Raw genomic sequence first — 17,212 nt, forward strand, 5'->3', positions numbered from 1 at the left:
GCCGGCGGAACCGGGAACGACGAAGAGCCGCTCCGCCCTGATCGGCGGAGCGACTCTCCGTGTCGTGCGTGGTGCTGGTGTTGCGGTGGTGCGGGGGTGTTACTTGATCTGTGCGGTGATGGTGGCGGTGCCGACGAGGAGGCCGCGCTTGACGGCGTCGGTGCCGAAGGTCTTGTTCAGCAGGCCGGCGGCGTCTTCGCTGATGTGGACGGTGGTGCCGGTCAGGATGGCGTTGTCGCCCTCGAGCTGGAGGGGCTTGAGGGAGCCGCCGTGCAGCTCGAACAGGAACGCGTTGTTCACGGCGACCTTGCCGTTGACCAGGACGTCGCCGTAGAGCTTGGACGAGCCGGGGTTGACGACGAAGTTCTCGAGGGTGACGGTGGTGTCGCCGCCCTTGAGGGTCAGGCCGGAGTCGTCGTGGTTGAGCAGGCCCTGGACGTAGGGGCGGTAGTTGCCGTCGGGGGACCAGTAGGTGACCGATCCGGCGGTGATCGGGAACGACACGGATCCGTCGGCGAGCTTGGCGGTGCCGGAGACGCCGGGGGTGAGCTTGAGGGAGGTGAGGGCGTCGGTGAAGCCGGAGTCGAGCTTCACGGCGGTGGAGCCACCGAGGACCTCGGGCACCGAGGCGACCGGTGCGGGGATCTTCGACGACGACGAGGACACCGTGTGGATGGCGGGGGTGGCGGCCTGGGCGGAGGAGATGCCGAACGCGGCACCGCCCAGCACGAGGGCGCCGGTGGTGGCGAGGGTGATGGAGGTCTTGAGGCTCTTGCGCATCGTGATCAGTCCTTTGCTGTTGTCGCGCTCGGCGCGGCTGCTGTGTGCGCGCCGAACACACCCTGGTGCAGGGTGGAGAACCAGCGGTGTGCGGCTGGTGAGCGCTCCGGGTGGTTCCCGGTCGTTGCAGGTGATTCGGCACCCTCTGGCGAAGGGTTTGGACGGATCTGACGTCGTTACCGCTCTGTGACCTTTCGGCTGCTGCAGGTCAGGACGCCTTACCGGACGGGAGGCGCGGTGCCAGGCCGCCACGGGCCTCCCGTCCGTCGCGCAGTCGCGTCAGTGCTGCCCGCCGCGCAGGCGGCCGATGCCGAGCACGATGCCGACGACGACCATGCCGAGCACGAGGCCGGCCACGGCCGACACGGCCGTGTCGGCGATCCAGACGACGACGGGGCCTGCGGCCTCGAGCGCGTGCTCGATCACGTGCAGCAGGTCGTACGGTCCGTGCCAGATCGTCTCGGCCAGGTTCGCGATGACCAGGTGTCCGCCGACCCAGAGCATCGCGACGGTGCCGATGACGCTGATGACGCGGAAGACCATCGGCATCGCGCGGACGATGCGGGCACCGATCCGGCGGGTGCGGCGCACCGGGTTCTTCATCATCTGCAGGCCGATGTCGTCGACCTTGACGAGCAGCGCCACGGCGCCGTAGACGACCGCCGTCATGACCAGGCCGATCACGATCAGGGCGCCGAGCGTCGGCCAGAGCCCCAGGTCGGGGTCGAGGCCCGCCAGCGCGATGAGCATGATCTCGGTGCTCAGGATGAGGTCGGTGCGGATGGCGCCGAAGACGAGCTTCGGTTCGGTGACGGCCTCGTCGGACCCGCCCTCGTGGTGGACACCGAACCACTCGGTCACCTTCTCGGCCCCCTCGAAGCACAGGTAGGTGCCGCCGAGCAGCAGCAGCCAGGGCAGCACCCCGGGGGCGAACGCCGTCAGCAGCAGGGCCAGCGGGATGATGATGACGAACTTGTTGAACAGGCTGCCGAGGGCGATGCGCCCGACGACCGGCAGTTCGCGGGCGGGCTCCAGGCCCTGCACGTACTGGGGTGTGACGGCGGCGTCGTCGATGACGACCCCCGCGGTCTTCGCGCTGGCCTTGAGGGCTGCGGAGAGGATGTCGTCCACCACGGCGAGCAATCCGACTGACAATGCGTTCTCCACTCGTCTGACCTGTGACCGTGCACAGCGTAGTGGCCGCGGAGCATCCTGAACGCCAGCCGCGGGGCGTCCGTAGGCTCGCGACATGGCTGACTTCACCGCATCCCAGGCCGCCGTCGTCCGGATCGAGCGTTCCGAGCAGGGCCGCTGGGACCTCTCCGTGATCAGCGACGCCGGTGTCGCGATGGGCCACGGCGTCTACTTGTTCGACGCAGCGCACGACGACGCCGAGGACGAGCGGGCCGCGGCACTCGACTTCGTGCGCGAGTACGGCTTCCGGTTCGAGCCGGACGCCGTGCAGGCCGATGGCCCCGACGCCTTCTGGGCGCCGCTGCTGCCGTCCGACCAGCAGTAGGCGCTGCTGCGCGCGGGACTCAGCGCGGGACTCAGCGCGCCGAGTCCTCGAACCCGATCAGCCAGGCGACCCCGAAGGCGTCACGGACGGTGCCGTCCCAGTCGCCCCACGGTCGCTGCTGCAGTGGGTCGACGACCGTGCCGCCCTCGGCGAGCTGGTCGAACCACCGGCGCAGGACGTCCGGTTCCGCGGCGCCGAGCAGTGAGAAGAGCAGCCCCGTCGCCGAGAACGGGGTGTCGCCCTCGCTCGCGTCCGCGGCGAACAGCTGCAGCTCGCCGGTGAGCTGGCCGTGCGCGACGGCGTCGGCCGGGCCGTCCGTGCGGGAGAAGTCCGCGTAGGTCGCGATCTGCACCTGGCCACCGAACACTCGCTGCCAGTGCTCGAGGGCCTGCCTGGCGGTGCCGTCGAACTGGAAGTACGGCGCGGGTCCGGTCGTGTGCATGCCCGGCAAGGTACTCCGGAGTGCGGACTGGGCGTTCGTCAGCCGAGCAGTGCCAGTGCGCGACGGCTCGGAGACGCCGTCGTCACGCCGAGACGCCTCCGGAAACGGTGGCGTCTCGACGACTTCCCGGCGTCGGGCGGACACGACGGCGTGTCAGCCACCCGGCCACGATGCGGACGGGAGGCCCGTCGGGATGCCGCCACGGGCCTCCCGTCCGGCACCGGGGCACGCGCACGGCGCGACGCTCCTTCCCACCGCGCCTGCGCTGGAAAGCGGAAACGGGTGTACCTGGCGGGAAGTTCCTGCCAGGTACGCCCGATTCGACCAGGTACGCCCCGCGCCCCGCGCCTCAGGACGCGAGCGCGGCCATCTCGCGCACGACCGCACGGAGCCGGTCGGCGAGCTCGTCGTTGCTCCGCACGGTCTCGCGGTGCGCGACCTCGCTGAGTGCCGACATCACCAGGGTCACGGCGGTGCGGGCGGTCTGGGCGTCCGTGCGGGTGCCGACGACGCTGAGCAGGGACTGGCGCGACTCGGCCATCCACTGCATCACCATCGACGACATCTCCGGCCGGAGCACGAGCAGCTCCTTCATGCGCCTGCGGTCCTGCGAGAGCGGCACGGTCGCCGCGACCAGGGTGCACAGGTCGGCGACCAGGGCCCCGTCGGCCTCGGCGAACCAGGCCGCTGCGCGCTCCGGCACCTCGACCGAGTCGAGCCCGAGTGCCGCGTGCGCCTTCGACGAGAAGTAGTTGAAGAAGGTGCGGGGCGAGACGTCGGCGTCGGCGCAGATCTGCTCGACCGTCACGCCGTCGAGCCCGTGCGCGGACACGAGCGTCAGCGCCGCGTCGTGCAGCGCCTGCCGGGTCTGCTGCTTCTTCCGTTCACGCAGCGTGCACGGCTCCGTTGCCGCAGCCGCTGCCGGGGTGGTGATCACGTGGACTCCTGGTGGATCGATGTGGGTGGGAGGGGCGCCCGCCCGGAAAGGGGGCACGGGCGGACGCCCCGGTCGGTCACCGACGGTGCGTCGGCGCGGATCCGGTCGAACCCGAACCGGTCGGAACGGACCCGGTCATCGGGCCCGTGAACGAGCCGGCCTCGGCCGCTGCGGCGCCCGCCTCGGCCTCGAGCTGCGCCTCGGCGGACATGTCGGCCTGCTCCTGCAGCGCGGAACGCTGGCGCAGCGGCGGCACCCGGAAGAACCAGGTCAGCACGAACGCGAGCAGGATGACGCCGAGACCGACCCAGTAGATCGTCACGGACGAGGCGTTGAAGCCCGCCATGAACGGCCGGGTCAGGCGGCTGTCGGCACCGGTCAGGAACGAGGTGTCGTTCGTGCTGGTGGCGCTGTCGCTCGTGGTGTTGCCGTCGTCGATCTTCTTCGCGAGCTCCGGGGTGAGCTCGTCGACCCAGTAGGAGCGCTGCGCGGCGTCCGACCAGTCGACGGACACGGTGCCGTCCTGCACGCTGGCGTGCGCCTGGTCGGCGACCTGCTCGAGTGCGGACTGCTCGGCGGCCGGCGTGGCCGCGGCGACCTGCTGGTCGATCACGGTCTGCGCTGCCGCTGCGGGCACGGCACCCGCGGCGACCTGCTGCTGCACGGCCGCGGTGACCTGCTCGGTGACCGCGGCGTCGGCGGCCTGCTTCGCCTTGGCCGAGGCGGCGTCGAGCTGTGACTGCACGGTCTTCGTCAGCGGGGTGACGACGGGCGTCCAGATCTTGTCCATGGCGCCCTGGTTCGCCTTCGCGCTGGCGACGGTCGGGTTGAGCGCGGCGTCGAGTGCCGGACCGAGGTCCTTCTGGTTCGCGGTCGCGGTCAGGATGTTCGCCGGCATCACCGAGAACAGGATGGACAGCAGCACGGCGGTGCCGAGCGTGCCGCCGATCTGGCGGAAGAACGTGGCGGACGACGTGGCGACGCCCATGTCACGGGCCTCCACCGAGCCCTGCGACGCCAGGGTCAGCGACTGCATGACCGATCCGAGGCCGAGACCGATGAGGAACATGCCGATCATCAGGAACCAGAGCGGCTTGTCGATCGACATGAAGGTCAGGACGACGTAGCCGGCGGACACGAGCGCGGTGCCGATGACCGGGAAGATCCGGTAACGGCCGACGCGGGCGACGATCTGACCCGAGGTGATCGAGGCGATCATGAGACCGCCGACCAGGGGCAGCGTGGCGAAGCCGGACTCGGTCGGGGTGAGCCCGACGACGATCTGCAGGTACAGCGGGATCGTGAGCATCGCGCCGAACATCGCGAAGCCGACCAGGAACCCGATGACGGTCGCCATCGAGAACGTGCCCGAGCGGAACAGCTTGAGCGGGATGATCGCCGCGTCGCCCATCTTCGACTCGATGAGCAGCAGACCGATCAGCCCGACGACACCGACGACGTAGCAGGCGACGGCGGCGGGGGAGCCCCAGCCCCAGATGCGGCCCTGTTCGGCGACGAGCAGGAGCGGCACGAGGGTGACGATGACGGCGGTCGCGCCCCACCAGTCGACCTTCGGCTTCGCGTCGCCGGCGCCGTGCACCTTCGGCAGGTGCAGGAACACGATGACCATGAGCAGCGCCGCGACACCGATCGGCACGTTGATCAGCAGGACCCAGCGCCAGCCGGTGATCCACAGGATCTCGGAGGAACCGGCGAGCAGACCACCGATGAGCGGGCCGATGACGGACGAGATGCCGAAGACGGCGAGGAAGTACCCCTGGTACTTGGCGCGCTCACGCGGGGCGAGGATGTCGCCCATGATCGCCAGCGGCAGCGACATCAGCGCACCGGCACCGATGCCCTGCACCGCGCGGAAGGCGGCGAGCATGAGCATCGAGGTGGACATCGACGACAGGACGGCGCCGAGGATGAAGACGACGATGCCGAAGATGTAGAGGGGACGGCGGCCGAAGATGTCGGAGAGCTTGCCGTAGATCGGCGTCGCGATCGTCGAGGTGATGAGGTACGCGGTGGTCACCCAGGCCTGCTGGTCGAGCCCGTGCAGGTCGTCGCCGATCGTGCGGATCGCCGTGCCGAACACCGTCTGGCCGAGCGAGGACAGGAACATGCCCGCCATCAGGCCGTAGATCACCAGGAGGATCTGACGGTGGGTCATCAGCGGCTGCTGGCCGGCGCCTCCGGAGGCCGCGGGGGCCTCGGCGGTGTGCCGACCGTGCTGCACCGAGACGGGTGCGGTGGCGGTCATCGAACTCCTTTTTCTGGCTGTGAAACTTTGCAGACCGCGCAACGATACATCTGTTGCTTCCGGCAAGCAACTAAATGTGCCCGCTACGCTTGGCGCGTGACCGACGACCGGCGTGCCGCAGAGCGACTCCTGCGATCCCAGCTCGACCGGCTGTGGGTCCGGCAGACCCTGCGCTCCTCGCTCATCGAGTCGCGCGGCGGGCTCGACCCGACCGCCCGCGTGATCCTGCGTGCCGTCGCCGGCCACGGCCCCGTCCGAGCGACCGCGATCGCCGACGCGACGGGGTTGTCCCGCCCGGTGATCAGCCGGCGGGTGGCCTCACTGATCGAGGCCGAGCACCTGATCGGGTCGCCCGATCCCGCGGACGGCCGCGCCACGCTCGTCACGCTCGCCCCCGCCGGCCGGCGGCTGCTCGACGAGCTGGACGCCGCCGGCGCCGAGGTCTTCGACGACCTGACGGGGGAGTTCGCCTCGGACGAGCTGCGCGCGCTCGCCGAGATGCTGACGCGGCTGAACGACCGTGCCGACACGGTCCTGGGGATCGGCACCACGCGCTCCTGACGTGACCGAGGGGACGGACAGGAGGCTCGTGGCGGCGCCGCCACGGGCCTCCCGTCCCTGCGGAGCGCGCATTCGAGATACCGTTGGTGGTATGAGCACGGACACCACCCCCACCACTGAGACCCTCGACGACGGGCCCGTGGTGACGTTCGCCGATCTCGGCCTGAGCGACGCTGTGCTCAAGGCCGTCAAGGACATCGGCTACGAGACCCCTTCCGCCATCCAGGAAGCCACCATCCCCACCCTCCTCGCCGGGCGCGACGTCGTCGGCCTGGCGCAGACCGGAACCGGCAAGACCGCCGCCTTCGCGCTGCCGATCCTGTCCCGCATGGAGTCCGGCAGCAAGAAGCCCCAGGCGCTCGTGCTGTCCCCGACGCGCGAGCTCGCCCTGCAGGTGTGCGAAGCGTTCGAGCAGTTCGCGTCCCACATGAAGAACGTCCACGTCCTGCCCGTCTACGGCGGCCAGGCGTACGGCGTGCAGCTCTCCGCCCTGCGCCGTGGCGTCGACGTCATCGTCGGTACCCCCGGCCGCATCATGGACCACCTGGCGAAGGGCACGCTCGACCTGTCCGAGCTGAAGTACCTGGTCCTCGACGAGGCCGACGAGATGCTCAAGATGGGCTTCGCCGAGGACGTCGAGACGATCCTCGCCGACACCCCGGACGACAAGCAGGTCGCCCTCTTCTCGGCGACGATGCCCGCGCAGATCCGCCGCATCTCGCAGCAGTACCTGACCGACCCGGCCGAGATCACCGTCAAGACCAAGACGAAGACCGCCGCGAACATCACGCAGCGCTACCTGATGGTCTCGTACCCGCAGAAGGTCGATGCGCTCACCCGCATCCTCGAGGTCGAGGACTTCGAGGGCATGATCATCTTCGTCCGCACCAAGAGCGAGACCGAGACCCTGGCCGAGAAGCTCCGCGCCCGCGGGTACGCCGCCGCCGCGATCAGCGGTGACGTCGCCCAGGCCCAGCGCGAGCGCACGGTCAACCAGCTGAAGTCGGGCAAGCTCGACATCCTTGTCGCCACCGACGTCGCCGCCCGTGGTCTCGACGTCGACCGCATCACGCACGTCGTGAACTTCGACATCCCCGTCGACATCGAGTCCTACGTGCACCGCATCGGTCGTACCGGTCGTGCCGGCCGCTCGGGTGACTCGATCAGCTTCGTCACCCCGCGTGAGCGTCGCCTGCTCGCCGCGATCGAGCGCCACACCAAGCAGCCGCTCACGCAGATGCAGCTGCCGACCATCGACGACGTCAACGAGACGCGCCTGACCCGCTTCGACGACGCCATCACCGCGGCGCTCGAGGACCAGGGCCGGATCGCGGCGTTCCGCGACGTCATCGCGCACTACGTCGAGCACCACGACGTCCCGTCGGACGACGTCGCTGCCGCCCTGGCGGTCGTGGCGCAGGGTGACTCGCCGCTGCTGCTCACCGCAGCCGACGACGCGCTCCGCTCGCAGATGGAGCGTGACGCCCGCCGCAGCGAGCGCGACGACCGTGGTGCCCGCGACGACCGCGGCGGCCGCAACGACCGTGGTGCCCGCGACGACCGTGGCGGCGACCGCGACCGTGGCGACCGCGCCCCGCGTCGTTCGCAGCCGATGTCCCCGTACCGCATCGAGGTCGGCCGTCGTCACCGCGTCGAGCCGCGCCAGATCGTCGGTGCGCTGGCCAACGAAGGTGGCCTGCGCCGCGACGACTTCGGTGCGATCCAGATCCGTCCGGACTTCTCGATCGTCGAGCTGCCGGCCGACATGGACCCCGGTGTGCTCGACCGCCTGACCGACACCCGGATCAGCGGCAAGCTCATCGAGATCCGTGCGGATCGCCGTGGTGGCGGACGCCGTGACGACCGCGACGAGCGTCCGGAGCGCAAGCCGCGCTACTGAGACGTGCCGCGTTCGAGACGCGACCCCCTTCGGACGGGAGGCACGGTGCCAGCTGGCACCGTGCCTCCCGTCCGTCGTCGGTGCGCGTTCCGGGCCCGCGAGACGCCGTCGTGTCGCTTCCACGCCGCCGAGTCGGCGAGACGCCGCCGGATACCGCGGCGTCTCGGGAACGCGACGGCGTGTGCGGGGGTACCAGGCGGCATCTTGCGGTGCGGGGAACCGCACATCCCGCCCGCAACCGTTCCCCTGCGGTCGGCACGGTGCTGTGATACCCGGAGCCGTGACGCAGGGAGCCGCGGAGAAGGCAGGGGAACATCGTGTACCGAGCACTCATCACCGCGGTCGCCGCCGCGGCGCTCGTCTTCGGAGGTGTGGCGCCTGCGACGGCGCACACCTCCTGGTCGTCGGTGCCGGGAGCGCCGACCGCCGTCCGCGTCACCGGCGACGCGGACAGCGCCACGCTGACGTGGCGTGGCCCGAAGCACGGCGCGAAGGTGACGGGCTGGAAGGTCGCGGTCGCCGCCGTCGCGAACCGGCACGACCGTCAGGCCGACCGACTCCACCCGCGTGCCCGCTCCGACCGCTTCGACGAGCTCTCGCCCGCGACCACGTACCGGTTCTCGCTCCGTGCCCTCGGACACCGGGGGACCGGCCGCACGATCACGCTGCGCTGGACGGCACCACCCGCACCCGAGCCGGAGACGACGCAGTCGCTGTTCGGGCTCGACGGCAACGGTGACGTCGTGCGGTTCGCGGACTCCGGCAGCGGTGCGAAGACCGTCGTCGCGAGGGAAGTCGAGGGCTTCGCCGCGAATGCCGACGGTGACGTGTTCACCCCGACGGCGGACGGCACTTCGATCCTGCTGCACCCGGCCGACGGCGGCGGGATCTCGATCATCGCGTCCGGCTTGCACCTGACCCCGGACCTGCGCTCCGATGCCGAGGGCAACCTGTACTGGGTGGACTCGGTGACCGGTGCGGTGCAGCAGTTGCCGGTCGGCACCTCGACCCAGAAGACCGTGCTCGACCTGGGTGGCAAAGCCGTCGGGAGTGATCAGCGTTTCTGGACGGTCACCCCGGACGGCAAGGTCGTCGTGCTCGGCGGAACGGTCAGCCAGCCGTACGTCAAGGGCACCGGCATCGCACCCCGCACGTTCACCGGGCCGAGCGGCATGATCGTCGGCTACCCCGCCGGTGTGCTCGCGGACTCGCAGGGCAATGTCTACGTCGACATCCGATCGACCGGTGCCGCCGGGTCGTGGATCTGGTACCAGCTCAAGCCCGGTGCGACCGAACTGACGAAGATCGAACCGCGGTACGCGTTCGACTACGCCGCCGCGAACGCGGATGGCTTCTCGCTCCTGCAGTCGGCGCAGTTCTGCCCCGCCCCGTCGGAGTACCGGCCGGGCGGGTGCACGATCGACCGCGGCATCCCGGACAAGCTCGTGGTCGGCAGCGGCGGGACGTCGACCGTGCCGGTGACCGGGCTGACCGCCGGGTCGCGTGGCGAGCACCTGGGTGCCGCCTCCGCCGACGGGGACGTGTTCGTCTCGATCGAGAGCGGCCCCTCGGTCGGGCTGTGGAAGGTCCCCGCCGCGGGTGGAGCTGCGCAGCAGCTCGACGTGGCGCAGTACTCGAGGCTGCTGGTGATCTGACCGGCGGTGCGAGGCGGAAGGGGGTGGGGCGCAATGGTGCGTCCTACCCCCTTCCGTGTGTGGCTCGCGGTCAGGCCACGCCGGCGGCCGTGCGGCGGCACACCTCGTCCCACGGGGTCGGCTCGATGCCGAAGCGGGTGCGGCTCTCGGCGTCGTCGACCACGTACGGCGCGGTCCACTGGTAGGTCAGGTCGGCCAGCTCGCGCATCATCGGCGACACGAGCCCGCCGACGCGGAACAGGGCCGCGGGCATCCGGCGTACCGGCACCGCGGGCTTCCCCGTCGCCGCGAGGACGTCGGTGAGGGCCTGGCGCTGCGTTCGCGCGGGGTTGCTCGGCACCATCCACGTGCGGCCGTGGGCGCTCTCGTCCTCGGCGGCGGCCACGAGGGTCCGGGCGACGTCGAGCACGTCGGTGAAGGTGTGCGGCAGGTCTGTGCGGCCGACCATCCACACCGCCCGGCCCCGCAGTGCCGCCGGCAGCACGCGCGTGACGTGCCCGTTCGCGCCGATCCCGGGCCCCAGGTAGTCCGAGGCGCGGACCTCGACGGCGCGGATCCGGCCCGCGTCGTGCGCGGCGAGGGCGTCGGCCCACATCCGCGCCCGGAGCACGCCCTTGCGGTCCGTGGCGGCGTCCGGCAGTCCCTCGTGCATCGGCCCGTCGACCGGGCCGTACGGGTACAGGTTCCCGGTGATGGCGTACGTCGCACCGGTCCGTTCGGCCGCGGTGAGCAGTGCTGCGGCGAGCGGGGGCCAGGTGCGTTCCCACTGCGTGTAGTCGCCGGGGTTCGCGCAGTTGTACAGGACGGCCGCTCCCTCGGCGGCGCGGGTGAGCGCGTCGGCGTCGGAGGCGTCGAGCGCGAGGTGCTCGACCCCGGCGACGCCGGTGCTGCGCCCGGAGCGGGAGACGACGGTGACGCGGTCGCCCCGGGCGTTCACGAGTCCGGCGACGTGGCGGCCGACCGGGCCGGCGCCGATCACGATGTGGTGGGACATGGTCTCCTGCTTCCTGGTCGATGCGAGAGCAGTGCTCTCGGAAGCGAGCATGACCGCTCCTGCGCGGAAAAGCAAGAGCACTGCTCTCCTTTGTGTGCGCTGCTCTCTCGTGCCAGGATCGACGGATGGCACCCACCGCCCGAGCGCTCGCACGGCAGACGGTCACCGCCGACATCCTGGCCGCGGCACGCACCCGTCTGACCGACGAAGGTCCGGCGGCCCTGAGCCTGCGTGCCGTCGCCCGTGACGTCGGGATGGTCTCGTCGGCCGTGTACCGGTACTTCCCGAGCCGCGACGACCTGCTGACCGCCCTGCTCATCACCGACTACGGCGAGCTCGGTGCCGCGGTCGAGGCCGCCGGTGCGGCAGCCGGACCCGATGCCGGGGCGCGCTGGGTCGCGATGTGCCGGGCGATCCGTGACTGGTCGATCGCGCACCCGGGGGACTTCGCGTTGCTCTTCGGCTCGCCGGTACCGGGCTACGCCGCGCCGCGCGAGACGGTCGCACCCGCGACACGGACGACGCTCGCCCTGGTGCGCGTGGTCGCGGACGCCGTCGGCTCCGGTGCGCCCGGTGCGTCGGGTGCGTCGGGCGGATCGGGTACGTCGGGCTCGCCCGTCACGTCGACGCCGGGGACGGCCGGGAGGCCCGGATCACCCACCGCGCCCACGGCGGCTCCCGGGGTGGCCGGTCCCGCCGTCGCGGACGGGGTCGCCACCCTGCGCTCGTTCGGCATCTCCCTGCCCGACGAGGTCCTGGTCCGGACGCTGATGGCCTGGACGACGGTGTTCGGGACGATCTCGTTCGAGCTCTTCGGGCACTTCGTGGGGTCCGTGTCCGACGGTGCGGCGTACTTCGACCAGGTCATCGCACGCCTGGCCGACGACCTGGGGTTCACCGCCGTCTTCTGAGACGCCGTGTCCCCAGATCGGGTGAGCAACCTGACAGACTCCCCACCCGTGCGGTAGACAGGTCGTCACGCCCAGGTCGTGCCCGACGACCGAAGCGGACGACCGGCACGGTGGCCCCCGGGTCAGCTGCCGGACGGAACCACTCTCGGGCGTGCGCTGCGGCCGGGGCCCGCGGATCAGGAGGCATGCTTGCGACGCAGCACGTGCGACGGCACCACGGTCGGGGCGACCCGGTGACCGCGCTCGACGTCAGCCGACAGGACCGCCGCCGACTCACCACCGGAACGGCCCGCCGGCGCCTGGTCACCGTGCGGACCGTGGCGCTCCTGGCGTCCCTCGCCGGGGTGAACTACATCGTGTGGCGCTGGGCGGCCTCGGTGAACTGGCACTCGTGGTGGATCGCGGTGCCGCTGATCCTCGCCGAGACCTACAGCGTCATCGACTCGCTGCTCTTCGCGCTCGGGGCCTGGCGGCTCCGGGAGCGCGGCGAACCGCCGGCGAAGCCGTCCACCGACGTCACCGTCGACGTCTTCATCACGACCTACAACGAGCCGGTCGACCTGGTGGAGCGCACCGCCCGCGCGGCGAAGGCGATCACGCACCCGCACACCACCTGGATCCTCGACGACGGCAACCGCCCCGAGATGCGCGCGGCGGCCGAAGCGCTCGGCATCGGCGTCATCACGCGCGGCGCCGACTGGGTGGACCGGCCACGGCACGCGAAGGCCGGCAACCTCAACAACGCCCTGCTCGCGACCCAGGGCGAGTTCCTGCTCATCCTCGACGCCGACCAGGTGCCGGACCCGGCGATTCTCGACCGCACCCTCGGCTACTTCAAGGACCCGCAGATGGCGCTCGTGCAGACGCCGCAGTGGTTCGAGAACGTCCCCGCTGCCGACCCCCTCGGTAGCCAGGCGCCGCTCTTCTACGGCCCGATCCAGCAGTCGAAGGACGGCTGGAACGCCGCGTTCTTCTGCGGGTCGAACGCGATCCTGCGGCGTGAGGCACTCATGCAGCTCGGCATCTCGCGCTACGTGGCCGAGGTCGAGGCGTCCGTGCAGCGCACCCTCGCCACCTCGCGCAAGCTCCTCGCCCGTTCCCGCGAGACCGAGACCGACCCGCGCGTGCTCGATGCCCTCGACGACGCCGAGGGCGTGGTCGACCGCGCACGCGAGCAGGTCCGGTCCGGCGAACCCCTGGGCGACGTGACCTACGCGTTCCAGCGGGGGATCGACGCCATCGCGTTCCGGTTCGCCGCCGCCGACCTCGAATCGGTGCGGAACGACCTGCAGGAGCTCGCGGCGATGTCCACCGACGCGAACACCTTCGCCGGACTCGACGACGCCGCCCTCGACGTGCTCGGGCGGCGTGAGGCCTCGCCGGTCGCCGCCATCGAGTCGATCGCCGTGCTCGCCCGTGCCCTCGACGTCAACCGTGACGACGAGGCCCAGCCGATCATGCCGCTGGCGACGATCTCGGTGACCGAGGACATGGCCACCGCGATGCGCCTGCACGGCCTCGGCTGGAAGTCGGCGTACCACGACGAGATCCTGGCGACGGGCCTGGCCCCCGAGGACCTGCCGACGATGCTCGTGCAGCGACTGCGCTGGGCGCAGGGCACCATGCAGGTGTTCTTCCGTGAGAACCCCCTGGTGCAGAAGGGGCTGTCGTGGGGGCAGCGGCTCATGTACTTCTCGACGATGTGGAGCTACCTGTCGGGGTTCGCCGCGATCGTCTACATCGCGGCGCCGGTGCTCTGCCTGTCGTTCGGGGTCGTGCCCGTGCAGGCCTACAGCGTCGACTTCTTCGCCCGGCTCATCCCGTTCCTGGTGTGCAACCAGCTGCTGTTCTGGGTGGTGGCCGCCGGCAGACCGACCTGGCGCGGGCAGCAGTACTCGCTCGCCCTGTTCCCGATCTGGATCGAGTCGGTGACCAGCGCGTTCCAGAACGTCTTCCGGGGCAAGCCGCTCGGGTTCCGCGTCACCCCGAAGGTGCGCGACGAGACCGAGCAGAAGCCGCGGTGGGACCTGGTCAAGCCGCAGCTCTGGGCGATGGGTGCCCTGGTCGCCGCCCTGGTGATGATCGTCATCCGGTACCTGACCGGTCAGGCCGAGGGGATCGCGCCGCTCGTCAACACCGCGTGGGTCGTCTTCGACCTGTTCATCTTCAGCATCGTCATCCGCGCGGTCCGGTACCGCGGCCCGGCCACCCCCGCACAGTCCGAACACGAGTCGAGCACCGCCGGAGGGCCCCTGTGAGCACCGAGACCACGTTCGAGGTCGCCGCGACGCCCGACTCCCTCAACGAGGTGCAGGACCGCTTCGCCGCGTGGTGGGACGGGCTCGGCATCGACGACGTGCGGCTCCGCTTCGCACTCGAGACCGCCCTGGCCGAGGTCGCCGCGAACATCGTCGAGCACACCGTCCGCGCCGACCGGGGGACCGGGCGCCGGTACTCCGTGCGCCTCCAGGCCACCGACCAGGCCCTGACCGCGGTGCTGACCGACAACGGGATGCCCGTCGACATCGACCTGAGCGCCGTCACCATGGCCGACGTCGAGCAGGAGAGCGGGCGTGGGCTGGCGCTCGCGATCGCCGCGCTCGACCGGCTCGAGCACCGGCACGAGTCCGGCCACAACGTCTGGATCCTCGCGTGCGACCGGTGAAGCAGCAGGTGGCCCGCGCTCTCGCCCTCCTCGTCACGATCGCCACGCTCCTGCTCGGTGGTGCGCTGCCCGCGTCCGCGGCGTCCGCGGCGTCCGCGGCGTCGGCGTCACCCGTGCAGCGGGCCGCCGCCGTCGAGCCGGCGGGGGGCTCGACGTGGTTCGGCCCCGACCTCGACTGGGCGAGTGACTCGCCCGAGGGCTACGAGGGACGGCTCGGCGCGACGCCGTCGATGTACGGCGTCTCCGTCGACTACCCGCTCGACGGCCCGGCCAAGCAGGAACTCCTCCGGTCGGCGCGCGCGGCGGCGACCCAGGGTGCGGTGCTCGTCGTGAGCCTCGAACCCGACCGCAGGCTGCGGTCGCTCGACGCCGGGGACGCACGCGCCGTCAACTCCGTGTTCGAGGACCTGCACGACCAGTACGACACCCAGGTGCTCGTCCGGTTCGCACCGCAGATGAACGGCACGTGGGTCCGGTGGGGGCAGCAGCCGACCGAGTTCGTCCGGGCGTTCCGGGCGCTCGCCACGACCGTGCACGCGGGCGCGTCGGACGCGCTCATGGTGTGGTCCCCGGGGTACGGTGCCGGCTACCCGTTCGGCGAGTCCGCCGGGCGGCTGCGGGACCTGTCGGTGATCGACGTCGCGAAGGCGGACACCAACGGCGACGGACAGCTCACCGGTGCCGACGACCCGTACGGCCCCTACTGGCCGGGGGCCGAGGCCGTCGACTGGGTCGGGCTGTCGATGTTCTCGTACGGCAAGGGCGACCCGACCGAGGCCGCCGGTCGTGCCGTGCCACTCACCCGCAGCGGTGAGGTCGAGTCGCGGTTCGACGAGGACTGGGGCTACGACCAACCCCAGTCGGAGACGTTCTACGACCGGTTCGCGGTGGCCGACGACCGCCCGATGCTGCTCGACACCGGAGCCCTGTACAACCGGGAGCTGCAGGGCGACGCCGAGCTCCAGGTCAAGCGGAGCTGGTGGCGGCAGGTGCTCGCCGCCGTGCAGGAGCGTCCGCTGATCCGGGGCATGACCGTGCTCGAGGCGGAGCGCCGCGAGCCCGAAGCCGGCAACCGCGTGGCCGACTGGCGACTCACCGCGGACCCGGACGTCGCGAAGGCCTTCCGCGCCGACCTCGAGCGGTCCGGGGACTTCGCCTTCGGACCGGTCACCGACCGCGTCACCGTGCAGCAGGGCAACGCCGCGATCTCGCAGGAGTACGAGACCGGCGGCGACCAGATGGCGTGGATCGTCTGGCTGGCCGCGGGCCTGGCGATCGTCTTCCTGCTGAGCGGGGTCTTCGGGCGGCTGCTGCCGAGCTGGCGCTACCCCGACGACGGCAAGCCAGGCCGTGACCTGCGCCTCGACCTGTTCCGCGGGTTCATCATCCTCGCCGTGGTGATCACCCACATCGAGATCGGCGGACCGTACTCGTACCTGACGCTGCACGCCGTCGGGGCGATCACCGGCGCCGAGATGTTCGTGTTCCTGTCCGGCATGGTGCTCGGCATGACGTACCCGTTCGCCGTGAAGAAGTTCGGCGAGTGGGCTGCGGCGATCGGGGCGTGGAAGCGCGCACGCAAGCAGTACGTCGTCACGCTCGTGGTGATCGCCGTCGTGTTCGTGCTGAGCTTCGTGCCGTTCCTGAACACCGACGCCATCACGACCTTCACCGACCGGGGCACCGGCCTCGGCGGGGTCGACGCCGAGGGACGCGTCTACGACCTGTACCCGAACGTCATGCAGCTGCTCGCGTACCCGCCGCCCTGGTACGCGATCCGGCAGTTCCTGCTGCTCGAGATGGGGCCGTGGCCGTTCAACATCATGGGGCTGTTCGTGGTGCTGAGCCTGTTCATCCCGGCATTCATCTGGGTGATCCGCCGCGGGTTCTGGTGGGCGCTCCTCGCCGCCAGCTGGGCGCTCTACGTGTTCCAGGCGCTCAACCCGGACTTCCGCCCGCTGAACTCGCAGTTCGAGGCGGTGTTCCCCCTGTTCACCTGGCAGGTCGTGTTCACCCACGGGCTCGTGCTCGGGTACTACCGGCGGCAGATCGTCGGCGCGCTCACCGGGCGTCTCGGCAAGGTCCTGGTCGGCATCGCGGTCGGCGGGTACGCGGCGTTCCTGGTCTACGTCTGGGCCGGTGACCACTTCGGGTTCACCCCGGTGCCGTTCCCGGCCGAGATGTACCAGTCGCTGTACAACACGGCGTACCAGCGGGTGGACCTGCAGTGGGGCCGCCTGGCGGACATCGCGTTCTTCGCGGTCGTGTCCTACGCGATCCTCACGGTGTTCTGGAAGCCCATCGCCGCCGCCATCGGCTGGCTCTGGATCCCGCTCGGGCAGGCGAGCCTGTACGTGTTCGTCTGGCAGGTGTTCTTCGCCCTGGCGATCGCGTCGATCCCCGGTGTGCCGTGGGGCGACTTCTGGATCGGGTTCGTGGTGCACACGGCGCTGATCCTGCTGGCCTGGTACATGGTCCGCAAGAAGTTCCTGTTCTCCGTCATCCCGCGCTGATCGCGCGCTCCGACGGACGGGAGGCCCGTGGCGGTGTCGCCACGGGCCTCCCGTCCGTCCTGCGGTCGC

14 protein-coding genes are annotated in these 17,212 nt (G+C 70.9%); 8 read left to right on the top strand and 6 right to left on the bottom strand.

What is annotated here, in order from left to right; genetic code table 11:
* Window positions 1–99: 99 nt before the first annotated feature.
* Complete coding sequence (locus MXD64_RS03670; RefSeq protein ID WP_042537774.1) at window positions 100–780, bottom strand: hypothetical protein; 681 nt, start codon at window positions 778–780, stop codon at window positions 100–102.
* Between the two features lie 279 nt (window positions 781–1,059).
* The gene (locus tag MXD64_RS03675; RefSeq protein ID WP_140448381.1) at window positions 1,060–1,935 is read right to left on the bottom strand and encodes a DUF808 domain-containing protein; all 876 of its coding nucleotides are present in this window, start codon (window positions 1,933–1,935) and stop codon (window positions 1,060–1,062) included.
* Window positions 1,936–2,029: 94 nt separating this feature from the next.
* On the opposite strand from MXD64_RS03675, the gene MXD64_RS03680 reads away from it, so the two are divergent.
* Window positions 2,030–2,299, top strand: coding sequence for a hypothetical protein (locus tag MXD64_RS03680; protein WP_042537772.1), 270 nt, complete (start codon window positions 2,030–2,032; stop codon window positions 2,297–2,299).
* 31 nt (window positions 2,300–2,330) lie between these two features.
* On the opposite strand, the gene MXD64_RS03685 is transcribed toward MXD64_RS03680, so the two are convergent.
* The 3 genes from MXD64_RS03685 to MXD64_RS03695 form a co-directional block, all read right to left on the bottom strand.
* Complete coding sequence (locus MXD64_RS03685; RefSeq protein WP_263137148.1) at window positions 2,331–2,741, bottom strand: VOC family protein; 411 nt, start codon at window positions 2,739–2,741, stop codon at window positions 2,331–2,333.
* Window positions 2,742–3,090: 349 nt separating this feature from the next.
* On the bottom strand, window positions 3,091–3,678 hold the full coding sequence (locus MXD64_RS03690; protein WP_056072745.1) for a TetR/AcrR family transcriptional regulator: 588 nt from the start codon (window positions 3,676–3,678) through the stop codon (window positions 3,091–3,093).
* Between the two features lie 76 nt (window positions 3,679–3,754).
* Window positions 3,755–5,944: an MDR family MFS transporter gene (locus MXD64_RS03695; protein ID WP_263137149.1), complete on the bottom strand. Its 2,190-nt coding sequence runs from the start codon at window positions 5,942–5,944 to the stop codon at window positions 3,755–3,757.
* Between the two features lie 96 nt (window positions 5,945–6,040).
* On the opposite strand from MXD64_RS03695, the gene MXD64_RS03700 reads away from it, so the two are divergent.
* The 3 genes from MXD64_RS03700 (at window position 6,041) to MXD64_RS03710 (ending at window position 10,060) form a co-directional block, all read left to right on the top strand.
* Window positions 6,041–6,505, top strand: a complete 465-nt coding sequence (locus tag MXD64_RS03700; RefSeq protein WP_042537769.1) for a MarR family winged helix-turn-helix transcriptional regulator — start codon at window positions 6,041–6,043, stop codon at window positions 6,503–6,505.
* A gap of 91 nt (window positions 6,506–6,596) precedes the next feature.
* A complete protein-coding gene (locus MXD64_RS03705) occupies window positions 6,597–8,405 on the top strand; it encodes a DEAD/DEAH box helicase (RefSeq protein WP_017886812.1) in 1,809 nt (602 codons plus the stop codon).
* A 317-nt stretch (window positions 8,406–8,722) separates the two neighbouring features.
* Window positions 8,723–10,060 carry a fibronectin type III domain-containing protein gene (locus MXD64_RS03710; RefSeq protein WP_263137150.1) on the top strand — a complete coding sequence of 446 codons (1,338 nt, stop codon included), beginning with the start codon at window positions 8,723–8,725 and terminating at the stop codon, window positions 10,058–10,060.
* A gap of 70 nt (window positions 10,061–10,130) precedes the next feature.
* On the opposite strand, the gene MXD64_RS03715 is transcribed toward MXD64_RS03710, so the two are convergent.
* A complete protein-coding gene (locus MXD64_RS03715) occupies window positions 10,131–11,054 on the bottom strand; it encodes an NAD-dependent epimerase/dehydratase family protein (RefSeq protein ID WP_263137151.1) in 924 nt (307 codons plus the stop codon).
* 125 nt (window positions 11,055–11,179) lie between these two features.
* Between MXD64_RS03715 and MXD64_RS03720 the strand changes: the two genes are divergently transcribed.
* The 4 genes from MXD64_RS03720 (at window position 11,180) to opgC (ending at window position 17,143) form a co-directional block, all read left to right on the top strand.
* Entirely contained in the window at window positions 11,180–11,965 is a 786-nt protein-coding gene (locus tag MXD64_RS03720) for a TetR/AcrR family transcriptional regulator (protein ID WP_071251672.1), read from the top strand.
* A 185-nt stretch (window positions 11,966–12,150) separates the two neighbouring features.
* On the top strand, window positions 12,151–14,223 hold the full coding sequence (locus tag MXD64_RS03725; protein ID WP_017886808.1) for a glycosyltransferase: 2,073 nt from the start codon (window positions 12,151–12,153) through the stop codon (window positions 14,221–14,223).
* Window positions 14,220–14,630, top strand: a complete 411-nt coding sequence (locus tag MXD64_RS03730) for an ATP-binding protein (protein ID WP_017886807.1) — start codon at window positions 14,220–14,222, stop codon at window positions 14,628–14,630. Before MXD64_RS03725 ends, MXD64_RS03730 begins: the two co-directional genes overlap by 4 nt.
* Entirely contained in the window at window positions 14,627–17,143 is a 2,517-nt protein-coding gene (gene opgC, locus MXD64_RS03735; RefSeq protein WP_152427222.1) for an OpgC domain-containing protein, read from the top strand. Before MXD64_RS03730 ends, opgC begins: the two co-directional genes overlap by 4 nt.
* Window positions 17,144–17,212: the final 69 nt, after the last annotated feature.

It is taken from the genome of Curtobacterium sp. Arg-1, from assembly GCF_025643395.1.
GTDB lineage: Bacteria > Actinomycetota > Actinomycetes > Actinomycetales > Microbacteriaceae > Curtobacterium > Curtobacterium poinsettiae.

Bases quoted from the DNA above. Each gene is read 5' to 3' on its own strand.
- MXD64_RS03720 (WP_071251672.1), top strand. From the start codon at position 11,180: ATGGCACCCACCGCCCGAGCGCTCGCACGGCAGACGGTCACCGCCGAC.
- MXD64_RS03725 (WP_017886808.1), top strand. From the start codon at position 12,151: ATGCTTGCGACGCAGCACGTGCGACGGCACCACGGTCGGGGCGACCCG.
- MXD64_RS03685 (WP_263137148.1), bottom strand. From the start codon at position 2,741: ATGCACACGACCGGACCCGCGCCGTACTTCCAGTTCGACGGCACCGCC.
- MXD64_RS03695 (WP_263137149.1), bottom strand. From the start codon at position 5,944: ATGACCGCCACCGCACCCGTCTCGGTGCAGCACGGTCGGCACACCGCC.
- MXD64_RS03705 (WP_017886812.1), top strand. From the start codon at position 6,597: ATGAGCACGGACACCACCCCCACCACTGAGACCCTCGACGACGGGCCC.
- MXD64_RS03680 (WP_042537772.1), top strand. From the start codon at position 2,030: ATGGCTGACTTCACCGCATCCCAGGCCGCCGTCGTCCGGATCGAGCGT.
- MXD64_RS03715 (WP_263137151.1), bottom strand. From the start codon at position 11,054: ATGTCCCACCACATCGTGATCGGCGCCGGCCCGGTCGGCCGCCACGTC.
- MXD64_RS03670 (WP_042537774.1), bottom strand. From the start codon at position 780: ATGCGCAAGAGCCTCAAGACCTCCATCACCCTCGCCACCACCGGCGCC.